This window comes from Thermaerobacter composti, from assembly GCF_033582035.1.
In the GTDB taxonomy this organism is placed as follows: Bacteria; Bacillota; Sulfobacillia; order Thermaerobacterales; family Thermaerobacteraceae; genus Thermaerobacter; species Thermaerobacter composti.
The window spans coordinates 1944649-1961049 of sequence record NZ_CP132508.1; the positions used below are offsets into that span (position 1 = coordinate 1944649).

At 67.7% G+C, this 16401-nt stretch carries 11 protein-coding genes, 2 pseudogenes and 1 CRISPR repeat array; of the genes and pseudogenes, 1 reads left to right on the plus strand and 12 read right to left on the minus strand.

Features of this window, described 5'->3' with window-relative positions:
* The first annotated feature begins 404 nt into the window (after window positions 1-404).
* Window positions 405-2289: a CRISPR direct-repeat array (repeat unit 37 nt; unit sequence GTTTCAATGCCTCACTCGGCATTCCTTGCTCTTCAAC).
* 374 nt (window positions 2290-2663) lie between these two features.
* From cas2 to Q5761_RS07910, 9 genes and pseudogenes are all read right to left on the minus strand, one after another.
* Window positions 2664-2960 (minus strand): CRISPR-associated endonuclease Cas2, encoded by a 297-nt coding sequence (cas2, locus tag Q5761_RS07870; RefSeq protein WP_318750150.1) that lies wholly within the window; start codon window positions 2958-2960, stop codon window positions 2664-2666.
* 15 nt (window positions 2961-2975) lie between these two features.
* On the minus strand, window positions 2976-4043 hold the full coding sequence (gene cas1d / locus Q5761_RS07875; RefSeq protein WP_318750151.1) for a type I-D CRISPR-associated endonuclease Cas1d: 1068 nt from the start codon (window positions 4041-4043) through the stop codon (window positions 2976-2978).
* Window positions 4025-4699: a CRISPR-associated protein Cas4 gene (gene cas4, locus Q5761_RS07880; RefSeq protein WP_318750152.1), complete on the minus strand. Its 675-nt coding sequence runs from the start codon at window positions 4697-4699 to the stop codon at window positions 4025-4027. Before cas4 ends, cas1d begins: the two co-directional genes overlap by 19 nt.
* Window positions 4659-5711 carry a CRISPR system precrRNA processing endoribonuclease RAMP protein Cas6 gene (gene cas6 / locus Q5761_RS07885; RefSeq protein WP_318750153.1) on the minus strand — a complete coding sequence of 351 codons (1053 nt, stop codon included), beginning with the start codon at window positions 5709-5711 and terminating at the stop codon, window positions 4659-4661. The genes cas4 and cas6 (Q5761_RS07885) overlap by 41 nt, the downstream gene beginning before the upstream one ends.
* A 12-nt stretch (window positions 5712-5723) precedes the next feature.
* Entirely contained in the window at window positions 5724-7844 is a 2121-nt protein-coding gene (gene cas3, locus Q5761_RS07890; RefSeq protein WP_318750154.1) for a type I-D CRISPR-associated helicase Cas3', read from the minus strand.
* Window positions 7845-7854: 10 nt separating this feature from the next.
* Window positions 7855-8610 carry a type I-D CRISPR-associated protein Cas5/Csc1 gene (gene cas5d / locus Q5761_RS07895; RefSeq protein WP_318750155.1) on the minus strand — a complete coding sequence of 252 codons (756 nt, stop codon included), beginning with the start codon at window positions 8608-8610 and terminating at the stop codon, window positions 7855-7857.
* Between the two features lie 3 nt (window positions 8611-8613).
* Window positions 8614-9684, minus strand: a complete 1071-nt coding sequence (cas7d, locus tag Q5761_RS07900) for a type I-D CRISPR-associated protein Cas7/Csc2 (protein WP_318750156.1) — start codon at window positions 9682-9684, stop codon at window positions 8614-8616.
* A 25-nt stretch (window positions 9685-9709) separates the two neighbouring features.
* Window positions 9710-12799 carry a type I-D CRISPR-associated protein Cas10d/Csc3 gene (gene cas10d, locus Q5761_RS07905; RefSeq protein ID WP_318750157.1) on the minus strand — a complete coding sequence of 1030 codons (3090 nt, stop codon included), beginning with the start codon at window positions 12797-12799 and terminating at the stop codon, window positions 9710-9712.
* 174 nt (window positions 12800-12973) lie between these two features.
* Window positions 12974-13213: pseudogene (locus Q5761_RS07910) on the minus strand (transposase); the annotation flags it as partial.
* On the opposite strand from Q5761_RS07910, the pseudogene Q5761_RS07915 reads away from it, so the two are divergent.
* A pseudogene (locus Q5761_RS07915) lies at window positions 13211-13342 on the plus strand (transposase); the annotation flags it as partial. The pseudogenes Q5761_RS07910 and Q5761_RS07915 overlap by 3 nt on opposite strands.
* Before the next feature lie 192 nt (window positions 13343-13534).
* Here the strand turns inward: Q5761_RS07915 and Q5761_RS07920 are convergent.
* From Q5761_RS07920 to Q5761_RS07930, 3 genes are all read right to left on the minus strand, one after another.
* Window positions 13535-13831: a CRISPR-associated endonuclease Cas3'' gene (locus Q5761_RS07920; protein WP_318750158.1), complete on the minus strand. Its 297-nt coding sequence runs from the start codon at window positions 13829-13831 to the stop codon at window positions 13535-13537.
* An 81-nt stretch (window positions 13832-13912) separates the two neighbouring features.
* Window positions 13913-15076, minus strand: coding sequence for a CRISPR-associated endoribonuclease Cas6 (cas6, locus tag Q5761_RS07925; RefSeq protein ID WP_318750159.1), 1164 nt, complete (start codon window positions 15074-15076; stop codon window positions 13913-13915).
* A 249-nt stretch (window positions 15077-15325) separates the two neighbouring features.
* Window positions 15326-16387 carry a helix-turn-helix transcriptional regulator gene (locus tag Q5761_RS07930; protein ID WP_318750160.1) on the minus strand — a complete coding sequence of 354 codons (1062 nt, stop codon included), beginning with the start codon at window positions 16385-16387 and terminating at the stop codon, window positions 15326-15328.
* Window positions 16388-16401 lie beyond the last annotated feature (14 nt).

Below are 16401 nucleotides of genomic sequence, written 5' to 3' on the forward strand. Positions count from 1 at the left end.
TGGGTTCGTGAAACAGGCTCAAATGCCTTCCCTTTTGCGCGTCCACCTGCCATTCGCAGCCGTGGACGTACCGTTTGTGAAGGTCCAGCCCGAAATACCGTGGCACGGCGTGGCTCCCCCTCTCCCGGGCTCTTGGGGCGCAGACGGCGATCGCAGCGCACTCACCTGTCCAGGCTGTCGGCCGAAGCCGCGCCCATGTAGGCGGTTCGCAGGAGGGGGCCGCCCAGACAACTTTACGAGCTCGAAGCCCACACCACCGCCGGCCGTCCCTCCTGCCTGCGCCCCGCCAAATGGCCGCCTACGAGTCTGGGAAGAACCTTCCCCTGGCGGCTGAGCTTGTCCTTCCGCCCACTGGGGGCTTGTACTTCGATCATGCCGACAACTTTTCGATGAGCACGCACATCGTTTCAATGCCTCACTCGGCATTCCTTGCTCTTCAACGCGGGGGATTCTGGCGGACGAGATGGGCATGGGCAAGTTTCAATGCCTCACTCGGCATTCCTTGCTCTTCAACAAGACCAGCCCCGAGGGGCGCTACATCCCCCTCGAGGTTTCAATGCCTCACTCGGCATTCCTTGCTCTTCAATTCGAACCGGGCATCCAGACGGTGGCGACGTGGCTGGTTTCAATGCCTCACTCGGCATTCCTTGCTCTTCAACTCCCCCCTACTTCACCAGGATCGTTTCGCCGTCAAAGGTTTCAATGCCTCACTCGGCATTCCTTGCTCTTCAACTCGGCGGCTCGTGGAGTGGTGGTCGCGAACCAACCACAAGTTTCAATGCCTCACTCGGCATTCCTTGCTCTTCAACCTCCGACTGTGCTGAAGATGAGTTGATCGCTGAAATCGTTTCAATGCCTCACTCGGCATTCCTTGCTCTTCAACCTCGGCGACAAGGCCGTGGGCCGGCTGTATGGCGTGGTTTCAATGCCTCACTCGGCATTCCTTGCTCTTCAACGGCATTGACCCGTTGGGCTTGACCCAAACGGACTACGATGTTTCAATGCCTCACTCGGCATTCCTTGCTCTTCAACCAGTACAAGCTCGGCCAGCAGGCGACCGTAGATCTGGTTTCAATGCCTCACTCGGCATTCCTTGCTCTTCAACGTGATCGCCTGCTTGTCACTCGGGCTCGTCTGGCGGGTTTCAATGCCTCACTCGGCATTCCTTGCTCTTCAACGTAGCAGGTTAAGGAATCGCCGCCGCGCCATCTTTCCGTTTCAATGCCTCACTCGGCATTCCTTGCTCTTCAACGTGATCGTCGCGCATGCGCCAACCAGGGAAATCGGTAGTTTCAATGCCTCACTCGGCATTCCTTGCTCTTCAACCAGGTCGATCACGGGCCGGTTAGGGTCCGGCTCCGGCCAGTTTCAATGCCTCACTCGGCATTCCTTGCTCTTCAACGCGAACGCCCAAGTGGATCGTCGTCCACGACACGGCGGTTTCAATGCCTCACTCGGCATTCCTTGCTCTTCAACGGACAGACGGCAATCGGCCCTCCTTGACCCACCGGTAGTTTCAATGCCTCACTCGGCATTCCTTGCTCTTCAACCCGTCCAGTTGACGGCCACCATTCCCGCCGTGTACCCGTTTCAATGCCTCACTCGGCATTCCTTGCTCTTCAACGCGGAGCGGGAGCGGCCGGACGGGCGAAGACATCTACGGTTTCAATGCCTCACTCGGCATTCCTTGCTCTTCAACTGGCAGAGCGGCCGGAGCGGTGGGTGGTCTACTACGAGGTTTCAATGCCTCACTCGGCATTCCTTGCTCTTCAACCGGTTAGACCGGCCTCGCCGGATGCTCCTCCTCTACCGTTTCAATGCCTCACTCGGCATTCCTTGCTCTTCAACCCTTGGGGTCGTTTTTGATCCGGATCGCCATCGCGGGTTTCAATGCCTCACTCGGCATTCCTTGCTCTTCAACCGGTTAGACCGGCCTCGCCGGATGCTCCTCCTCTACCGTTTCAATGCCTCACTCGGCATTCCTTGCTCTTCAACCTGGTAGGTAGCGCCTGAGACTGTCCTCGATAACTTGTTTCAATGCCTCACTCGGCATTCCTTGCTCTTCAACCCCGGAGCAGGCCGACGACCTGGCGCAGTACCTGGAGGTTTCAATGCCTCACTCGGCATTCCTTGCTCTTCAACGCGAAACTGCCAGAACTTACGCCGCCCCATCGTCGGGTTTCAATGCCTCACTCGGCATTCCTTGCTCTTCAACTGGAGCGGGACCCGCTGACGGGCGAGTGGCGGTACAAGTTTCAATGCCTCACTCGGCATTCCTTGCTCTTCAACCGCTCGCGCCCGCTGGGTACGTATTCCCCACTCAGCCTCGAAACCCTGCGCTGCCAGCCGGTCACGCGCCCCACGTTAGCCGATCCGATCCGGAGCCTCACGATCCCCTTCCCCCACCCCAGACCAGACCGCGAGCACCGCGCTCCCCGCAGGGGTCCCCGGTCATCCCTGCAGGGGCTCTGGCGCGACGGCCACGGCCTCTTGCACCGCAAGAGCCTTCTCCCGCAAGGGTTCCAGCTCCCGGCCCGTGCCGCGAGCGCCTTCCGGCAGAATGGGGACCGCTTCGCCGCTCGCGGACCGGGCTCGCCGGTGCACCCCACAAGACCAACGATGGGGACGGCCCGAGCATCACGAGGACTCGGCGCACCCCACCGCTACGCGAGGTAGATCCGCTCCGGCTCCGGCTTGGGGGAGCCGATCGTCTCCACCTTGCCCAGGCAGGACGCACAGAGAGGGTAGATGCGGAGGCTGTCCTCGTCCGGTTTGATCTGGCTGAGGAGGCGCGCCCTCAACAGGACCAGCTGCTTGTCCGTGAGGTGACACTCGAAGACGCTGTACTGGGTCCAGCGGCCGAATCCGCGCAGGATCTTGTGGATACGGGTGCGCCTCCGGTCGTCCGGGATGTCGTACGCGATCACGTAGAAGCTCTCCGGTGGCCTGCCGCCCGCCATGTGGATCCCCTCTCCTCACCGGACCAGGAAGGGCCGGTACTGCGGGATGTCGCCCGTGAGGGCCTTGGCCAAGAGCCGTGCCTGCAGCTCCAGGCACCGCCGGTAGGTCGCCTTGTACCGGAAGATGGGATGCTGCACCTCTGTGTCTAGCCGCTCTTCGAATTTCTGCAGGAAGATCCTGCGGCCCTTATCGGTCAGCCTGTAGGCTCCGAACTCTTCGCTGAAGTCGTCGGGCTGTAGCATGCCATTGTTCAGCACAGTGAGCACCACCGAATCCACAATGATCGGCCGAAACTCTTCCATGAGGTCGAAGGCCAGGGCTGGTTTCCCGTACTCCGCACCGTGGAGGTACCCCACATAGGGGTCGAGGCCCACCAGCTGGACGGCCGCGGCCACCTGGTGCATGAGGAGCACATAACCGTAGCTGAGCAGGGCGTTCACCGGGTCCGTCGGGGGCCTCTTCGTGCGCCGCTCGAAGCTCCAGCCCCCCGCCAGCAGGCGGCCGAACGCACCGAAGTACGCCGCGGTGCCGGCGCCCTCCAGGCCCATTAGGGTCCCCTCCACCGTCCCGGCCTGGGGCGCCGAGGGGTCCGGCGGGGCGGCAGACGGGTCCCGCTCCAGGGCGGCCACCCGATCCATGAGCTCCTTCAACGTGGCTGCGGCTGCCGCCACATTGTCGTCCTCACGCTTCCGGTTCGCGCGCAGCAGCAGGGTCCGCATGTTGGCCAGCTTCCCGTATACAAAGGAGCGCGCCAAAGGGAACGCCCGCTCCGGGGCGTCATGGGCGCGGTACTGCTCCAGGCGGACGACGCTGTTCTTTGAGAACTCCGGCGACAGCCGACCCCGGAAGCGCCCGTCCGCGCTAAGGAAGCAGATCTCCGCCCTCTGCTCCAGCAGAGCGGCCAGCGCCGCCCCCGTCACCGTGCTGTCCCCGTGGATGACCACCTGGTCCACCTTGATCAGCGGCACGCGCACGGACCGCCTCTCGGTCCCGCGCTGGCGGTCGGCCGGCACGTCGACGATCAGCGTGTCGCCGTCCTTGCGCACGAGCGAGCGCGGCTCCGTTACGTAGAGCGTCGCCATGGCTCACAGCTTCCCCCCGCGCCGCCGTGACCCGCCGCCTCCTCGCGCAGCCGGCGCACCTCGCGCGGCAGGCAGACGGGCTCGAGGCTGCAGTCGCGGCACTTCGCCCGGTGCGTGAGCGGAGGCGGCAGCGCGCCTGACTCGGCGAGCGCCCTCGCCTGGACGATCGCCGCCTCGGTGCGGGCGCGTAGCTTGGCGTCCAGCTCCACCACCTGGCGTCGGCGAGATCCCCAGTAGAACACGGCGCCGCGCGGCACCGGCCGGCCCGTGCGCTCCTCCAGGCACATGGCCTGGGCGCAGAGCTGGATGTGGTCGTTCAGCCAGCGTCCCATGCGGCCGTGCTTGTACTCCACGGGCAGGAGCACGCCGCCCCGCACCTCGACCAGGTCGGCGAAGCCGGCGATCCTCAGGCGATCGGACCAGACGTATACCCTGCGGTGCACGCGCGCCTCACCCTCGCTCTCCACCCCGCCGGCATGGACGCGTTCGTGTTGCAGCATGCCCTCGAGCACCGGCGCGTTGTGCTCCATCTCGCCCAGGACGTACATGTAGTAGAACCTGCGCGGGCAGTAGGCCCACTGGTTGAGCATGGATATGGGAAGGTAGTCGGTACCGTCACGCGGGTTCATCGTGGCACCCTGCTCCGTGGGAGGCATCGCCCGCGACCTCCTGCCGATCGCCCGCGCCGTGCCCCTCGCCGCGGCGCATCCCTTCCTCATCGGCCAGCCGCCGGACCTGGCCCATCCCCATCGTGGTGCGGTAGCCGACGCCCGAGTAGAAGGCCAGGTCGGCCAGGACGTCGAGGATCCTCGCCTCCGGCGCGCGCGGGGAGTCGAGCAGCCGGTAGGTGATGCGACCCACCGTACCCACCTGAAGGTGTTCCTGGTAGCGGTACATGCGCGTCGCCAGCTCCATGCGGCTGACCACGACCGCCTGCGCCACGTACTCGCGTAGGGTGGGGTCGATGCGGCCGAGCCGCTCTCCGAACCAGGCGTTCCAGGACGCGACGAGGCTCCCGAAGAAAAGCGCCGGCGCCGGCAAGACTTCGACCCGCCTCCCTCGCTCTCCTCCGAGGCTCCACGCGGTGGGAGAGGCCAGCTCGAAGGAGAAGGTGACCGGTGCGTCGTCGGCCGCCGCTTCCCGGTCGTGCTCCTCTGACGCCGCGGGCGCCGGTGCGGGCGGCGCGCCAGGCAGGCCCATGCGGGCCGCCAGCGCCTCCGCCGTGGTCCACCCGGCCCAGCGATGGCTGCCCGGGCCGTAGCGCACCTCGCTGATCATGAACGATCCGCTCCCGAGCCGCAGGCGCGGCTGCACCGATCCGCGCAGGAGCGCGGAGCGGAAGCTCTCGAACACGGGCTGGGCCAGGAAGGTGAAGCGCAGCCAGCAGGTCCAGCCGGCCGGCACTTGGATCTCCCCCCGCCGTGGTTGGGGCAGTCCGCGCAGGGGGCCGATGGTGAAGGGCTTGCGACCGCGGGCGTCGTGGAGCCACGCCGCCAGCCCGGGGTCGACCCCCCGCACCATGTCCAGGAAGGCAGCGTGGGCATGGTGCCCCTGCGTGGCAGGCAAGACCGCGGGCCCGTCCGCGGTGAGGAACACCACGCACGAGTACAGGTAGCTCACCTCCCGCGGGCTTGCGGCGCGTGCCGCGAGCGGATCCCACGCCGACACATACGTCACCCCCTAGACGATCACCGCGTCGCCGCGCCCCGGGCGCCACGCGAGGCTGTCCAGGAAGAACGCGTTCTGGTTGAACGCGATGCACCAGGGCTGGGAGTACGCGCCTCCGCCAGGGCGGAGGGGCCGCAGCTCGTACACCGCGAAGAGCGGCGGGAGGGCCCGTCCGAGGCGGACGCTCGCGGGGTGCACGTCCATCACCCAGGCGACCACCCGCTTGCGGCGCAGCGTCCGGTTGAGCAGCCGCAGGGGCACGGCCGGCTCCGTGTGGACCTCGAGCGCCTCGAGGACGGTCACCTGTCCCCTCTTGCCCGCCAGCTCCTCCTCGGGGATCTCGAACCAGACCCGCCGCGGCTCGGCGAGCAGCCCCGTCAACCGGAAGTAGCCCCACACGCCCAGGAGGTCGTCCTCGCGTGCCTGGACCAGGCGGCCGAAGCGCCGCTCCCTGGCCAGCTCTGCGGCCCACTCGGGGTGCTCCCTCGCCAGCCGGTCGAGCTCGGCTTGGTAGGCGCGCTCGTCCAGCTCCTCGAAGACGCCGCGCCGCAACAGGAAGATGAGGTCGTAGCGCTTGGCCGGGCAGCCCGGGTCCTCTCCCCGCACATCAAGGATCGCGGCCTCCAACCCCGCTCCCCGGAAGGTCAGCAGGGGGGCGAGCACCCCTGCCTCGGCGAGCCGCCGGCGCTTGCACATGGCCTTCCCCGGCGAATCCCCCGTCACCGCCCGGATCACGTCGCCCAGCCGGCCCTCGATGCGCGGCAGGTCGTCCGGCTGGAACATGCTCCTCACCAGCTGCATCGCCTCGGCCATGGGGACCGAGCCGTACCGGCCGAGGTACCCCCCGAACTCCTCCGGCCGGCGGTAGGCCTCCTCGATCAGGTCGCGCAGCGGCTCGCGGCCGAGTTCGACGCCGGGGGGCAGCTTGGCCGCGAGGTACTCGTAGACGTAGCCGGGCACGAGGGCGATGGCCAGGTTGGGGATGGGCCTCCCCTTCTCGTGGCGGCCGATGCGGCCCAGGCGCTGGAGGAAGCTGCTGGCCGTCCGCGCCTCGAAGACCAGGCAGTCCTTCTCGAAGGCGTCCTTGAAGTCGACGCCCACCTCGATGGTCGACGTGCCCACCGTGGCGCGCCGGAGCAGCGCCTCGGCCCGCATCGCCTGGCTGCTGAGCCCGTGCGCCTCGCCCACCTCGTCGGGCCCGAGCTCGCTGCGCAGGCGCTGGGCTACCGCCACCGCTGCCGCCACCGAGTCGAGGATGAAGAGGAAGCGGGCCTCCGGGTAGCGGGCGCGGAAGGCGCGCAGCTGGTCCAGGGCCTCCTCGAGCTGGTCCAGCACCTGCCAACGCTCGAGCTCCGCCGGCATCACCCTGAGGGTGACCGCCTGGCCGGCGCAGCGGGCGTGGGGCCCCTCCGCCGGCACCGCCTCGATGAGCCGCACCGGGAGGCCCAGCCGGTCCCGCAGCATGGCCATGATGTCGGGGTCCGGCGTGGCCGAAGCGAACACTACCACGCGCCCCAGGTCCGGCTTGATCGCGTGGAGGGCGCCCACCAGGAAGGCGACCTCGGCCCGCTGCTTGACCGAGTAGAGGTGGAACTCGTCGAAGAGGAACAGCCGGTACCCGCCGAGCACGCTCCACAGGCGTTGGGCGAGGGGGCGCGGGCCCGGGTACAAGCCGAACGCCACCTGAAAGAGGATGTCCGGATTGGTGAGCACCACCCCGCCCCAGTGGAGTAGCGTCTCCAGCGTCTCGCCGTGGCGCTCCAGCTCGAGCTCCACCTGCCACCGCTCCAGGGCATCGCTGTCCACGCGCAGGACGGGCCGGGACCCTTGCCGCCGGTAGTGGGGTTCGAGGGCGCGCGCCTGGTCGGCCAGCAGCTCGTTGGTGGGATAGATCCCGATGGCCGGCTCGCCCAGGCGGATGCTCGGCGCGTACGCCGCCAGGGTCTTCCCGCTGCCGGTGGGCGTCACGAGGAAGATGCAGAGCGACGTCCGCTCCTCCAGCGCGGCCACGGCGTGGCGGTCGGCCTCCCACTGGTGCGCGTAGGGCTTCAGGCCCGGGAGCCAATCGTCCACCTCGACCTGCGCGTACGCGACAGGGGGGATCGAGACCTCCACCACTGGACCGCTCACCACCCTGCGATGCTCACGTCCCCGTACGGGCGAGGAAGCGCATGCCAGCGGGCAGCACCACCTGCAGCCCCTCGAACCGCGCCACGTAGTGGTCGCCGTCGAGGAACTGGGGATCGGCGATGAGCTTCGTGGGCAGCGTGGCGGGGTAGATGGTGCACGACACGGGCTCCGCCGGTAGGTCGCGCCAGTTGAGGAGCAGACCTGAAGCGGCCTCGCCCGCCGCGGCCCGGTCCCGCAGCACCGTAGCCGTGTACGGGCCCCGCCGCTGCATCACCTCCTCTGCCAGGCTAAAGCGCACCCTCGCCTTGCCCAGGAACTTGCCCAGGCGGACGTAGACCACCCCGCTCCCTCCCAGCGCCCGCAGAGAGGGCAGTCCCGCCCACGCGTCCGGCCGGGCCGCGAGGACGTAGAACTCGAACGAGCTGCCCGGCGCGAGCACGCGCGCGAACCCCCAGTCGGGGTAGCCGAGGGACTGGGGCTTCTTCCCGAACCCGTACGCCTCGCGGACGGTGTTCCACTGGCTGAGGCGGTACGACGTCCGGATGGGATGGGCGGGCGTGAGGTAGAGGCCCCGCGCGTTGAGCTCCGCGAGCTCTCGCGGGTAGTCTGGCCGTTGCTCAAGGCATCCGTAGGGCGAGCGCGCGAGGCGCAGGGCATAGGCCAGCGCGTAGTTGTGGATGAAGCGGCCGGTCTCGTACACCTTGCCGCGCTCGACCGTGGCGAAGAAGACGTAGTCCAGCAGCTCCAGCACTGCCCGGAAGACCTGCATGCCTCACTCCGCACCCTTGCCCAGGGCGAACTCGCTGGACCTGGTGTTGAGCCCCTTGAGGAACGCGGCGAAACGCTCCCCGTCGCGGCCGAGGCCGCGGACCTCGTCCAGGATCTGCGCCAACCTCTCGCCCGTCACCCAATGCAGGCGTCCCGCAATCCCGGAGCTGAGCTGCTCGATCACGGCGGGTAGGTGGCGCTCGAAATCCTGCCGCGAGAGGGGATGCGTAGCCAGGTCCATGCCCTCGTCCACAAACGCGTCGTAGAATGCCTGAGTGAGCTCAAGGTTCGCGAAGAGCTCTACGTCGGAGAAGGCGATGGCCATGATATGATTCCTCACGAACCCCTGCCTAGATGCTTCCTTGCCATACCTCGTCGTGTGAAGGATGTTGGAGATGACGTAGACGAACTCGTCGAGGGTCAAGTCTACGGTGGTCACAATTGCCGGAAGGAAGATCTCGGGCATGGTGTGGTCGAATTCCGTGATCGTACCGGAGGTCTGCTCCTGCTCGTCGATCACGTTGAACTTGATGCCCTTCTGGATCAACGGGTACGGCCGCACGCTGAAGCACGAGTCGGTGAGCACGCGGGACTTGCGCGAACCCTCTCCCTCCACCGCCGCATAGCCGTAAATGAGGCAGTCGGGACAATGGGTGCAAAGGCCCTCTGTGAGGTAGCAGTCCGCCACTACATCATCTTTGCTTACCGTCTTCGTACGCTGAGCTTCATCCACCGCCTCGGCACCGTAGATCACGTCCATCAGCTCCCCCCCTTTCCTGACAAAGGCGTGGGGGAACACCCCGTATTGTCGCATGAGCGCCTTGCCGGTGCGCCGCTCGGGTGCCACCTGCTTGCGCTTGAACATCACCAGGCGGTCGGCCGGCTCGCTTCGGCGCAGGCCTGCGCGGGTGCGCTCGGTGTCCTGCTGCTCGCCGCCCTCCGTGGTGAAGATGGCGTAGGACTTGGTCTCCCGCAGCAGGACGATGCTGGCGAAGCGGCCCTCGGGTGCGCGCGGGATCTGGGGCGCGAAGAAGCCCGCATACTCCTCCAACGCCTCGATGCCGGACAGGCTCATCGCTCTGCCACCCCCTAGAGCAGAGTTATGCCTCGACCTCGGCTTGTGCCTGGCGTTCAGCCCTGAGCCGGGTATACTCCTCCCACTTCTGGGGGAGGACTCGATCGATGTAATAGTACACCCCATCCGCAAGGCCATTCTCGAGTTGCGTGAAGCGACTGAAAGAACCTTCTGCTTGACGCAAGTAGACCTCATCGATGATCAGCTCGATGAGCTCCCAGACCTTTGCGTTCAGATCCCCTCCCCACGGCCTGATGATGCCGCGGTACCTCGTGTCCCAGCGCCGCTCCATCGCTTTGTAAAGCCTTCCTGCGGCACGCCACTTCAACTCCGCCAGGCTCTCCGCCGGAGGCTCCCCGCCGCTCAGAGCCAGGCGCCGCAATTCCGGGATTTTGACGAACTCCTCCCGGATGGCGCGGATGGCCTCGCGAAAGACGAGCTCGTAGTTGTGTACCTTCCCCCGGCCGAACTCGCGGTAGGGCAGGCGGATCTCCAGCGTCTTCTCGGCGATGCGGGACACCAGATCCATCGCCTCACCTCCCAGGTGATCCAGCAACACCTCGCAGGCCCTCGCCAGGGGCGGGGGCGGCGATGCGCCGTCGTTCAGCCTCGCGTACTCCTTGTAGAAGCGGGCGCCGGCCAGCGGCTCGGCGACCAGCGCGCCCAGCCGCTCGGCCACGTGCTTGTCCTTGGTCGGCGGGCCGCCGGCCCTCCGGACGTCGCAGGTCACCTGCCAGAGCGCCGCGCACAGGTCCAGGGCACGCTCCAGGCCCGAGCGGCCGCCGCCCTCGCGGCCGAAGAGACTGATGCTCTCGACCTGGGACCTGAGCTTCGGGTCCTGCTCGTTGCCCAGCAGCTTGGCCACCGCCGGCGGCGGCGAGTCGAGCGTGACAATGGGCTTGAGGGCCTCGGGATCGGACAGCGGCAGGAAGGGGCGCTCGGTGACATATACTCGGCTGCCCGTGAGGGCCGCGATCACCGCAGCCGCGAAGGTGGCCTTGGCCCATGCCTCGGTCCGGGTGGGGATGCGCGCGTCGTCCCGCTCCCCCTGGCGGACGGACCGCTCCCACGGAACGAGGAGATAGTTGGACTGGGTGAACACTCCGGTGGTCAGCAGCCGGTCCCCGAAGGGCCCACCCCGGGCGATGCGGTCCGCCTCCCGCTCGAGAACCTGCACCACCGTGTCCATCCAGTCCGGGTCGAGCGCTCTCCGCTCCAGCCAGAGCCGGGGCAGCCCCGGGGAGGCCTCGCCGTAGTCGCGCACCGGCAGCGAGGTGACCTGCTGGAGCGGACGCAGCAGCCGGCCCAGCACCGCGGCGTGCTCCGGCGTGAACGAGTACGTGGGCAGCAAGTAGAGGTAGATGCGGTAGGAGACCCTGTAGTCGGCTCCGGCCGGGAGGGAGAGCCCCGCCAGCCGCCGCAGCATGAACTCCAGGTGGCACACCGGGCACCAGGGCCGCGGCTCCTCCGGTGCCCTCTGGGCGGGTAGAACCCGGTTAGAGAAGACCTGCCCGAAGTCCCCGAGCACGTCGGTACGCAGCGGCTGCACGTGCTCGCTGACTCGGTTGCAAAGAGAACACAGACGCCTGCTATGGCCCTTACGTTTGGGTGCGGCATAGTGCTGCATAGGATCGCTGGCAGAGCGGGCCTCCGGCACCCAGGAGAGGACGAGGTGCTCGCCGAGGTACTCCCGCAGGTCGGGGGCAAAGCCCAGCTGCTCCACCACCGCCCTGCGGCCGGCCTCCAGCTCCCCGTGCGGGAGGCGGGCCAGGACCCGTTCGTGCAGGCGCTGCAGCACCTCCGGCACGTCCGTGGCTTCGGCCGGCCGCGCGGTGAACGCGCTCCCCTTGAGGAAGTGGTAGGCCGGGACGATCACGTGCTTGCCCACGCCACCGCTCTCGAAGAGCTGGAGGTCCTCGCGCAGGGCCGAGGACACGTCGGCCGGCAGATCGAAGGTCTCCTCGTACCAGCCGACGCGGTCGAGGCCCGGCGCGAGCGCCTTGAGGATGGCGTCCAGGTAGAGCAGGTACCGGCGCGCGAGGGACCAGCGCTCGTTGAAGCCCCGCGACTCCGCGCGGGAGACCCGGAAGCGCCCCTCGAACCCGCTGGTCCATCCCTTGGGTGCGCTCTTCTTCCTGCCGATCTTCTCGATGTCCTCATGCACCGCCTTCGGGTCGGGCTTCGTTCTCTGCGTCTCCTCGAGCACGATCTCCAAGAGCACCTCTACCCGCGCGAAGGCGTAGACGTAGGGCTGGAAGTCGTACTTCTCCCGACGCAGCCCTTCTGCGGCGGCCGACTTCTGCTTGTCCTCAGGCGGCGTCACGTGGCGCAAAAGCCGCTCCGCTAGCGAGTCCACGAACTCCACGAACGGAGTCCGTGCGATGTCGCGCTGCTCCTTGGGCCCCACGTACAGGGTCCCCGTGGGGAAGAAGAGCAGGGGGTAGAGGCCCAGGCCTCGCGCCTCCTCCGCCACGGCCGCGTGGATCAGGTTGGTGAGCACCCCCCGCACGTCCCGCAGCTCGTGCCAGTACAGCCGCCACCCCGTTGCGACCTCCGGCGACAGGGCTTTGAGGTACCCGCCGAGAGAAGAGGCCGCCTCCCTGGGATCGATGCACGAGGCCATCGCATCGGCGATGCGGACCAGCAGCCATTGCCGCCCTGCGCCGGGGCCGGCAAGCAGGAGGTCGCCCTGGTGGCGGCTGAGCTTGCTCACGTTGGCGGCCCGCAACAAGTGCTCGTCGACGGGCCCGGCGAAGGAGCCGAGCCCCAGCGCCTCCCACTCCTCGGCGAGCCGGGTCAGCGGGATGCTGAACTCGGAGGTACCCAGGCGCTCGAGGTCTCCCAGCTTGTGCACGTCGTGGATGGTGTACAGCGCCAGCACCCGCCGCAGCGTCGCCTCGTCCAGACCCGGGATTGCGATTCCTGCCTGCTCTAGCCAGCCCAGTAGGCGGAGGAGGCCGAAGACGCCGTTGAGCACGTGGACGAGGAGGGACTGCTCGGGCAGGTGGGCGTAGTCGGGCCCTCCCTTCGCGAGGCGGAGGTGGTAGCCCCGGCGGTACATCGCGGGCAGGACCTGACCCAAGTAATCCGGCAGGGTCTCGGCGACCCTCGTCATCCAGGCCTACGCCCCCTCTCGGTCCGAGCCTAGACCTCCGACCTGACACCTGCTGTCAGGTTCGAAATGAATAGCGTGTTAGTAATCGCCGTCGATGTCGGGCTCCCTCGCGGCTGTTGCTCCTTGATAAGACGCAGTGTGGGCCTCATGCCGGAGGGGAGAACCCCCCTCGCTTCAGCAGGTCGCCATGGCTTCCCCTCGGCGGTCCATCGCTTGCTTCCCGTGGCGCCAAAGCTTCAGGAGGTTGAAGGCTGCCGAGGTGAAGAGCCACGCGAAGCGATCCTTCGAAAGCCCGCGGAGCAAGAACTGCCGAAGTCCCATCGCCTCTTTGATGTGTCCGATGGCGGGTCCCACGGAACACTGCCGCAGTTTGTAACGTTTGCACCCTTGGACTGTGCGCAGGTTGCGCTGCAGCGCCTGGAGCAAGCCGTATATGAAGACGTGGGCTTCCGGGTGCTTTCTGCGAACCAGCAGCCCGACCACTGGACGCTCGCGAACTTCCGGCGCCGGCATCATGAGGCCCTGGCCCGGCTGTTTGTCCAGTGGTCTGCGTGGCCCAGCAGGCGGGTGACCGTGGACGCGGAAACCCACGTCATCGTGGCGGCTGACCCGACGAATCAGGCCGCCGACGCGCCCCCTTTGGTGCGCCAGCTGGAGCAACTCGCGAAACTTCTTCGCGTTCATGGCGTTCGAGGATTTCGACATTTTCGTCCAAACTACCGCCAACAGCCTGGTTTATGCAGCTTTATTCACACGGGTTACTAGACCATAGAGCAGGCAGGCTCCCCAGACGGCATGGGGCACGGGCGAAGCAGGCCTCCCCGCTTGGACGCCTCGGAGATACCGTTGGAACTCGGGGTTGAACTTCCCCAGGTCGTGCAGCAACCCCACGAGGTACGCCACATCGCCCATTCCGAAGGCATCGGCAAAGGAACGAGCCATCTCTGCGACGGCCACCAGATGCTCCACAAGCGGATGCCAGCGACCCGAAGGGCCAGGAGAATGGGCATAAAAATCCAACGTTGCCCCCATCGACCACCGCCCCCAGCCGGTACCCCGTGGTTCGCTGTGAATCTCGCATCTGGTCAGAGCTGCTCAGAACTATTGATGAACCTACACCCGGATCACCGAGGTAACCCCACCGCCTGGGGGCTCATCACGTCCGTGATGTCCAGCAGCGTCTGACGTGCCTCCTGAGCCTGCGCCAGCAAGGGTCGACCCAGGCGAACCAGGTTCTCGATCAGCACACCGCTCCACCTCCAGCGCTGCGCCGTCACTGGAGACTGTGGCGTCCACAGGCACCTGCCGGCTCTGCCGCGCCGATTCCACCTCCCCCGCTGTGCGGCCACCGGAGACCGCGGCGTGTGGAGCCGCCCCGCCCTCGGCCGGTCCATGGTCCGGGTCGGCAGCTGCGGCCGCCCCATTCCCCGGCTCCCCAGCCCGAGCCGAACCGCCGCCGCGTCCATCCTGCGGCGTGACGACCGGATCGCACAGGCCAAAGCCTTGCGCGTTCTTCGACCCGAAGCCCGCCTCGAGCCCCAGCGCGATGAGCGCGGGGTCGCCGTCGATGAGGAACCGGCCGGTGAAGCCCTTGATCACCCCGTGGCGAAAGCGGGTCACGTGGCCGCGGGCCCGGCCGCGCCAGCGGATCTGCACCCCCGCCCCCTCGTAGGCCCGACCGGTGAAGGCCTCCCACTTGCGGACCAGGTTCTCGGCCACGAGCCGCTCGAACTCGCCGCTGCGCGGTTCGAAGAAGTAGGTGAAGCGACTCCCGTCGGGACGGTGGACGGTGCTGTACACCGTGATCGGCGTCCGCGCCCGCAGGGTCAGCGGCGGGGTGACGGGCGGCAGCTCCTCGCAGTGCACCGCCGCGACCTCGACCTCCTGGGTGCCGAGGCGAAGCGCCCCGCGCTGCAGGGCCCGGGATGCCGCGGCGTGGATCACGGGCACGTAGGGCGAGCTCAAGGTCAGGCGCACCCGGCCCGTGAACCGGATGACCTTGTTCGTGGGGTTGGCGGTCGTGGAGGAACCGGCCGACGCCGGGTTCGTCCCACCCTCATGCGGATGGGTGCGTTCGATGGCGTACGCCCCCTCCAACCGGGAGAAGGTGAACAGTTTGTAGCGGCGGGCCCCACGGGTGAAGCCCTGGTCGTGGAGGAACGCGGCCACCTCCGTGCCCGCCAGCAGGTGGTAGACCAGGCCCTGCAGGATGCTGTTGTAGTGCAGCGGCAGGACCAGCTGCCCCGCCACGGGCCGCAAATCGAAGACCACTCGCATGCGGGACCCCCTCCCCCGTGGGGATCGTCCAGGATTCGTTTCGTCAGGCCCCGTTTCGAGCCAGGCGCTCCCTCTTGAGTCGCCGTAACCCCGGGAACCGCGGGACGACGCCCGCCGCAGATGCCGTCGGGGGCGCAGGCCCTTCCACCGGAGAGCCCGGACCCTGTCCGCCGGGGCGCAGGCACTTCCATCGTAGCGTCCGGACCCTGTCAGAGGACGTCATCGTGCGAATACCTTGCAGGGGGGCCGTCACCGACCCGCGTCCAGGCTGCGTCCGCCATGGGCCTCCGTCTGCGGCTCCCGGCGGTCGGCATGGACACGCCGGTACTGGGCCAGCATCGCCTCGGCTTCGGCGGCGATGGCCTCCCGCAGCGAGGGCGGCGCGAGCACCTGGGCGCTCGCGCCGAACTGGAGCAGCCAGCGCATGATCTCGTCGGTCCCCAGGACGCGGAAGGAGAGGACCAGCGACCCGTCCGGCTCGTCCCGGGACTCCTGGCTGGGATGCCAGATGCGGCCCCGCATGTAGCGGGCCTGCTCGGGTCGGAACCGCACCACCACCTGCTGCCGCTCGGCACCCCGCTGCAGCCGCCACGCCTCGCCGAAGTACGTCTCGGGGGAGAAGCGGTCGGGGGTCGGGGGAGGGAAGGTCTCCTCGAGGACCTCGAGCTCGCGGATGCGGTCCACCGCAAAGGTCCGGACGGCGCGCCGCCACCGGCAGTAGCCCGCCACGTACCACGCCCCGTCGTAGTAGCGCAGGTGGTAGGGCTCGACCAGGCGCACCGTCTCCTGGTCGCGGGAGGCGGTGTAGTAGCGCAGTCGGACCACGCGGCGGGCCCAGATGGCCTCCCGCAGGCGGTTCAGGCGCCGGCCGACCGCGCGGGGATCCCCGCGGGCGGGCTCGAAGAAGAAGGACACCTGGCTCGTCAGGGAGGCCAGATCGACGGTCACCTGCTCGGGCAGGAGGTGGGGAAGCTTCTCGAGGAGGGCCTGAAACGGCTCCTCGAGCCCGTGGGCGCGCACCGACTCCAGCGCTTGCAGCCCCAGCACCAGGGCCAACGCCTCGCCGGCGCCGAGGCGCATGTCCCGCGCGGCGAAGGTCGGCGTCCACTCGGGATCGGTCAGGTAGAACCCCTTCCGCCGCCGGTCGAACTCCAGGGGCGCGCAGAAGTCGTCGCGCAGCAGCTCCAGGTCGCGGTGGATGGTCCGCTCGCTCACCTCCAGGTCGCGGGAGAGGGTGTGGGCGTTGGGATACCGCCCCTGCTTCACCTCACGGACGATGTACATCAACCGGAACAGCCGGGACCGCTGCATGGTCCCTCGATCCC

Coding starts and splice junctions, on each gene's coding strand:
- cas2 (WP_318750150.1), bottom strand. CDS start 2,960: ATGGCGGGCGGCAGGCCACCGGAGAGCTTCTACGTGATCGCGTACGAC.
- cas1d (WP_318750151.1), bottom strand. CDS start 4,043: ATGGCGACGCTCTACGTAACGGAGCCGCGCTCGCTCGTGCGCAAGGAC.
- cas4 (WP_318750152.1), bottom strand. CDS start 4,699: ATGCCTCCCACGGAGCAGGGTGCCACGATGAACCCGCGTGACGGTACC.
- cas5d (WP_318750155.1), bottom strand. CDS start 8,610: ATGCAGGTCTTCCGGGCAGTGCTGGAGCTGCTGGACTACGTCTTCTTC.
- cas7d (WP_318750156.1), bottom strand. CDS start 9,684: ATGAGCCTGTCCGGCATCGAGGCGTTGGAGGAGTATGCGGGCTTCTTC.
- cas10d (WP_318750157.1), bottom strand. CDS start 12,799: ATGACGAGGGTCGCCGAGACCCTGCCGGATTACTTGGGTCAGGTCCTG.
- Q5761_RS07920 (WP_318750158.1), bottom strand. CDS start 13,831: ATGGGGGCAACGTTGGATTTTTATGCCCATTCTCCTGGCCCTTCGGGT.
- cas6 (WP_318750159.1), bottom strand. CDS start 15,076: ATGCGAGTGGTCTTCGATTTGCGGCCCGTGGCGGGGCAGCTGGTCCTG.
- Q5761_RS07930 (WP_318750160.1), bottom strand. CDS start 16,387: ATGCAGCGGTCCCGGCTGTTCCGGTTGATGTACATCGTCCGTGAGGTG.